The sequence below is a fragment of the Microbulbifer agarilyticus genome (genome assembly GCF_019800665.1).
In the GTDB taxonomy this organism is placed as follows: domain Bacteria; phylum Pseudomonadota; class Gammaproteobacteria; order Pseudomonadales; family Cellvibrionaceae; genus Microbulbifer; species Microbulbifer agarilyticus_C.
The window spans coordinates 1-5,358 of the sequence record NZ_JAHVKO010000014.1 but is presented as its reverse complement, the minus strand read 5'-3'; the positions used below and the strand labels follow the sequence as shown (position 1 = coordinate 5,358).

At 47.2% G+C, this 5,358-nt stretch carries 5 protein-coding genes; all 5 read left to right on the top strand.

What is annotated here, in order from left to right; translation table 11 throughout:
- Positions 1 to 696: hypothetical protein (locus tag KUV22_RS17150; RefSeq protein WP_222233001.1), on the top strand; the 696-nt coding region annotated here is incomplete at its 5' end.
- Between the two features lie 102 nt (positions 697 to 798).
- Entirely contained in the window at positions 799 to 1,155 is a 357-nt protein-coding gene (locus KUV22_RS17145; protein ID WP_222233000.1) for an energy transducer TonB, read from the top strand.
- A gap of 235 nt (positions 1,156 to 1,390) precedes the next feature.
- The gene (locus tag KUV22_RS17140) at positions 1,391 to 1,597 is read left to right on the top strand and encodes a cold-shock protein (protein ID WP_222233002.1); all 207 of its coding nucleotides are present in this window, start codon (positions 1,391 to 1,393) and stop codon (positions 1,595 to 1,597) included.
- A gap of 2,149 nt (positions 1,598 to 3,746) precedes the next feature.
- Positions 3,747 to 3,953 carry a cold-shock protein gene (locus KUV22_RS17135; protein ID WP_222233002.1) on the top strand — a complete coding sequence of 69 codons (207 nt, stop codon included), beginning with the start codon at positions 3,747 to 3,749 and terminating at the stop codon, positions 3,951 to 3,953.
- Between the two features lie 176 nt (positions 3,954 to 4,129).
- The gene (locus KUV22_RS17130; protein WP_222232999.1) at positions 4,130 to 4,594 is read left to right on the top strand and encodes a hypothetical protein; all 465 of its coding nucleotides are present in this window, start codon (positions 4,130 to 4,132) and stop codon (positions 4,592 to 4,594) included.
- The last annotated feature ends 764 nt before the right edge of the window (positions 4,595 to 5,358 follow it).

Genomic DNA, 5,358 nt, shown 5'->3' with positions numbered 1-5,358 from the left:
CTAGTAGGTAATTCAGAGTGCGGCCGCAATAACGAGGCTAGGCAGGATCGCCCAGCCCCTTCGGGGCTCGGCTGGGACAACCTACGCTGCGCTCCGGCTGCCCCTGCTAGCGGCGTTAGGCTTGCTCAGAAGCGAGAACAAACTATGTATTATATCCCACTTGTTCTTATGGTCATTTCTTTTGTAGCTCTAGTTGTCGGACTTGGGGAGACTCGAGATTCAGTCAGTAAGAAATTAAATGCCCGAGGCTATGCTGTAATAACGATCGGGCTTCTTGCGGTACTAATTCAAATGTACATCTATGTAGAAGAAAACAAAACGAAGACTATGAAAAAGCATGATGTGCTCCTTGATTTTGCACTGACTACTCGCTCAATATGGGACGCTAGGTTCACTGAAAATCGAAAAAACAATTGTTTACTTTTAAAAGAACTGAGCCGATCCAGGCTATCAATTCTAGAGCCAAGCAGCTTTGACCAAAAACAAATAGAGGAGCTTCTGGTTGCATGTGAAAGTCCCAATGATATAGCTGGCGTTAAATATAGTGCTCACGCCGTAATGGTTTCTGTGTGCGAATGGTTAAAACCTGATGACCCACACATTCCTCTACGATCGATTCTAGATTGTCGATCATTTGAAATACCTTGGAGCAAAGGTGTGGTGGCATATCGTAAGAATGGGGAGGCGGCCTTCTGATGCCCCATGCCCAGCCTAACAAGGTTATCAACTACGCGCCTTCGGCGCCGGACGCAGCAAAGCTGCGCCGGTTATAACGGCGTTAAATTTCTAGGAGTTGCAATGAGATATTTAGTACTTTTCCTATTTATTCTGGTTTTAGCTGGTTGCAAGTCCAACCCTATTATTCCTGCGCCTGTTGCGGCTCCGCATCAACAGATTACTCATAAGCCCTTGATTAAAGTCAATCCATACTACCCAAAGGACCTTCTCAGTCGTGGTGTAGAAGGGTGGGTTCTAATGGAGGTGGAAGTCTCTGATCAAGGGAAAGTGATTTCATCAAAGGTAGTTGATGCAAGTCCTGAATTGGGCTTCAATCAAGCTGCATTAAGTGCCGTGAATAAATGGGTATACAAGCCTGGATCTCTGGCCCCAGGTAATAAAACCAAAGCTCTAATTGAGTTTTGGATCTCCAGGTAGTCCAAAATTTAACAAAGCCAGGCAGGATACTCCGGGCCTTTGGGCCCTCCGCGGGACAGCTTACCGTGTGCACTTTTTGCGCAGGTCGCTGTGCTCCCATTATTGCGCAAAATGCGCACACGGTAAGCTGCCCCTGCTGGCGGCGTTATGTGTCTTTTAGAATTCAACACCTGATTCCATGATGGTGATAGTGGAATCAGGGATTTATGTTTCACCAATTACATTTGTGAATATTATGAGTACAGGAACCGTAAAGTGGTTTGATTCTGAAAAAGGCTATGGCTTCATCTCTCCAGAAGATGGAAGCAAAGATCTTTTTGTCCACCATTCAGAAATTCAGGCCGGCGGTGGCTATGCGAGCCTAGAAGATGGTCAAAAAGTCGAGTACGTAGTTGGGCAAGGCCAGAAAGGCCCGTGCGCTACTAAAGTTGTACCTCAGTAGGTCGCAACACATAACAAGGCCGGGCAATTTGCTCCCGGCCTTCGGCCCTCCGCGGGACAGCTTACCTTATGCACCTTTTGCGCTGGTCGCTTTGCTCCCATTTTCGCGCAAAAGGCGCATAAGGTAAGCCGCCCCTGCCGTGGGCGTTATGGTGCCGGTCGGTTTTTTTGATTTTTCGTGGCTTCTGAAAATTTAGTGCCACCAAATAGCATCCAACATTGAGCCACTTTGGCTGGTAGCTATTCAAGCATGTTCGTTCCTAGAGTGTTCGCTCTGGTTCGGTAGAAGAGGGTAGTCCGCTGCAGTTTCGTGGAGTGCCAGTAAGATAATAAATTGGTGGGGAAAGTTTGGTATTCTTTCCTCGTATTATTCGGGCAGTGGCCAGCCAAGCCGTGGCTGGCAAAGTGCCAATGGGTAGTCCGGAGCGCGTCAGCCATAACCAGGCCAGGCAGTAAAGCTCCAGGCCTGCGGCCCTCCGCGGGACGCCTTACCTTATGCACTTTTTGCGCGGTCGCTACGCTCCCATTTTCGCGCAAAAAGCGCACAAGGTAAGTCGCCCCTGCTGGCGGCGTTAGTGTTCCAGAGAAATGAGTCTATTAATTATATTTACAGTGATTATCGGGTTTTATCTGTCCAACCCAAAGGAGGTAGATTCGATAGATCGAGTGAAAAACTACGGTTTTATTTTACTGGTGACGGGTATAAGTCTTTGGGCATGGCATAGCATTTTTTCTAGTCAGTTCCTCATTCCGCGTTGGTTTGACATGCGGTATGCGCTTGAAGATGAAGCCCAATTCATCGTTAAGTTCCTTAGTATTATGGGCCTGGTCCAATTCATCATCGGTGTAATATTTCGGTGGTATTGGCCAAGAGAACACTAACAAGGCCGGGCAATTTACTCCGGGCCTTCGGCCCTCCGTGGGACAGCTTACCTTGTGCACCTTTTGCGCAGGTCGCTATGCTCCCATTTTCGCGCAAAAGGCGCACAAGGTAAGCTGCCCCTGCCGGCGGCGTTATGTTTCTCGAGGATCGTATGGCATTTGGCACAGCACTATATAAGTTCAAAGAATTACTTGAACATCGTAGGTACTTTCGAAAGTGCCAGCGCTGCTTTTACCAATACGATACTAGGAAAGGTGAGTGCTCCCATTGCTCTCATCTAGATGACTCAGGGTTGAAATCTCTATTTCACGAAAGGGAGAGAAATTTTCAGGGGCGTCGACAGTTGGGTTTAATGTTCGCTTTTGCAGCCGTTATTGCGGCAATATTCTTAGCAATCTCGTTCATGGGTTAAAACATAACAAGCGCAAGCAATACGCTACGGCCCGTCGGGCCTTCGCAGGACGCCCAATGCTGTGCACTTTTTGCGCGGTCGCTTCGCTCCCAGTATTGCGCAAAAAGCGCACAACATTGGTCGCCCCTGTTGCGGGCGTTAGTGGTAAGTGGAAAATCTATGAAGTATATAAATATCTGTCTCTTTCTGTTCATATCCATTGTCTTTTCAAGTGATGGATTTGCGTCTATAGATCGGGTTACAGGGTATAAATGTTCTGATGCTCTATTCGTGAATTGGCAAAGAGAAAGTGGAGATTTTTCAAAAGCAAAGTTTAGTAAGAAAATATATGGAGTTGACTCTGACGTCACGTACGATTGTCGTAAGGGTCTGATAGTTCATGCTGAGGTGCGGGTTAAGGTTCCGTCAGAAACTTCTATGAAAATCTATCAAAAGTATGTAGAAAGCATAAAAAATCATGCTCCCGAAAAGTTTTCGAAACAGACTCAGTCTCGGGACACAGATGAAAAACCTTATTTTCAACGTGCTTCAAAGGTTCGAATCTATCGTGTTGAAGTCGTAGAAGAATCACAAAACCAAACTGAGATCCGGTATACCCAAGATAGGGTGGCCTCGTAGTAGCTAAACCACTAACAAACACGGGCAGTGGAGCTCCGCCCCTTCGGGCCTCCGCGGGACGGCTTACCTTATGCACGTTTTGCGCGGTCGCTTCGCTCCCATTTTCGCGCAAAACGCGCATAAGGTAATCCGCCCCTGCCGTGGGCGTTATGTGTCTTTTAGAATTCAACACCTGATTCCATGATGGTGATAGTGGAATCAGGGATTTATGTTTCACCAATTACATTTGTGAATATTATGAGTACAGGAACCGTAAAGTGGTTTGATTCTGAAAAAGGCTATGGCTTCATCTCTCCAGAAGATGGAAGTAAAGATCTTTTTGTCCACCATTCAGAAATTCAGGCCGGCGGTGGCTATGCGAGCCTAGAAGATGGTCAAAAAGTCGAGTACGTAGTTGGGCAAGGCCAGAAAGGCCCGTGCGCTACTAAAGTTGTACCTCAGTAGGTCGCAACACAAAACAAGGCCGGGCAATTTGCTCCCGGCCTTCGGCCCTCCGCGGGACAGCTTACCTTATACACCTTATGCACCTTTTGCGCTGGTCGCGTTGCTCCCATTTTCGCGCAAAACGCGCATAAGGTAAGCTGCCCCTGCCGGCGGCGTTATGCATCAAAGGAGGCTTAGTGAAGTACCAAGTAAACTGGATAGGGTTGGGCAAGAAGCTTACGAAGTTTATGGGTATGGCCATATCCATACCTGTTACATTCGTTTTTATAGCAAGGCTTTTTTCAACGGGTTTCAATTTAGAAAAGACATTTGAGCATGTCGCACTATGGCAGCTACCTTTATTTTTCTTAGGTATATTTGCATTCTCTGCTGTATTTGGTTTTTTAATAGCAGCGGCATTCCAATTTGCATCTATAAGAATAGAAAATGACAATCTAATTGGACGGAACTATTGGTTTGTTACAAATAGCATCCCTCTTTCAGAGATTAAAGAACTTTACCCGTTCAGTAATAACGGGATAGACGCAGTCGTAGCGAACGCAGGAAAGCATGGTAAGGTATATATCTCTACTCATACCGAAAACCTAGAAGATTTAATTACATTCATAGAGTCTAAAATGGAGTCCGCTGGCAATGCATAACAAGGCCGGGCAATTTGCTCCGGGCCTGCGGCCCTCCGCGGGACAGCTTACCTTGTGCACCACTTGCGCAGGTCGCTTTGCTCCCAGTTTTGCGCAATTGGCGCACAAGGTAAGCTGCCCCTGCCGGCGGCGTTATGTGATCAATGGGGCAAGCAGTGATATCTAATGCTATTTCTTTAATTGCTCTATTGGGTACGAATGATGATGGTAATACTCTCAGCTGTCTTGAGTGGATTTCCGCCACAGAAAGAGGGCAAGAGTATGCACATGTTTACACGCCGTGCGTGTTGGAGGCCGAAGCGGGGGATCCACGGGTCGGATACTTTGTAGGGGTATCTCTTCTGTTCTCTGGCAACGAAGATGAGGCGATAAAATTACTAACTCGCTCAGCTCAGGGAAATTACGCACCTAGCCATTTTGCACTTTCAGAAATATATAAAAAGCGTGATAACCTGGAAAAATCTGAGTATCACTTACGGCAATGCTTAAGTGTTGGTCTACCGGCCCAGTGCGGTGGGTAAACACATAACAAGCGCAAGCAATGCGCTGCGGCCTTATAGGCCTCCGCGGGACGCCCAACGCTATGCACCTCTGGTGCGGGTCGCTGCGCTCCCAGTTTCGCACCAAAGGTGCATAGCGTTGGTCGCTGATCTGAAACCACTTTCGTGGACGGTATTTTTATCCACGAAAGAGGTCCAGTATGGGACAAACAAAAAAGCGTAATTACGATCGTTATACTCTGGCTTATAAGCTTCAAGCCGTTA

Coding starts and splice junctions, on each gene's coding strand:
- KUV22_RS17135 (WP_222233002.1), top strand. CDS start 3,747: ATGAGTACAGGAACCGTAAAGTGGTTTGATTCTGAAAAAGGCTATGGC.
- KUV22_RS17145 (WP_222233000.1), top strand. CDS start 799: ATGAGATATTTAGTACTTTTCCTATTTATTCTGGTTTTAGCTGGTTGC.
- KUV22_RS17140 (WP_222233002.1), top strand. CDS start 1,391: ATGAGTACAGGAACCGTAAAGTGGTTTGATTCTGAAAAAGGCTATGGC.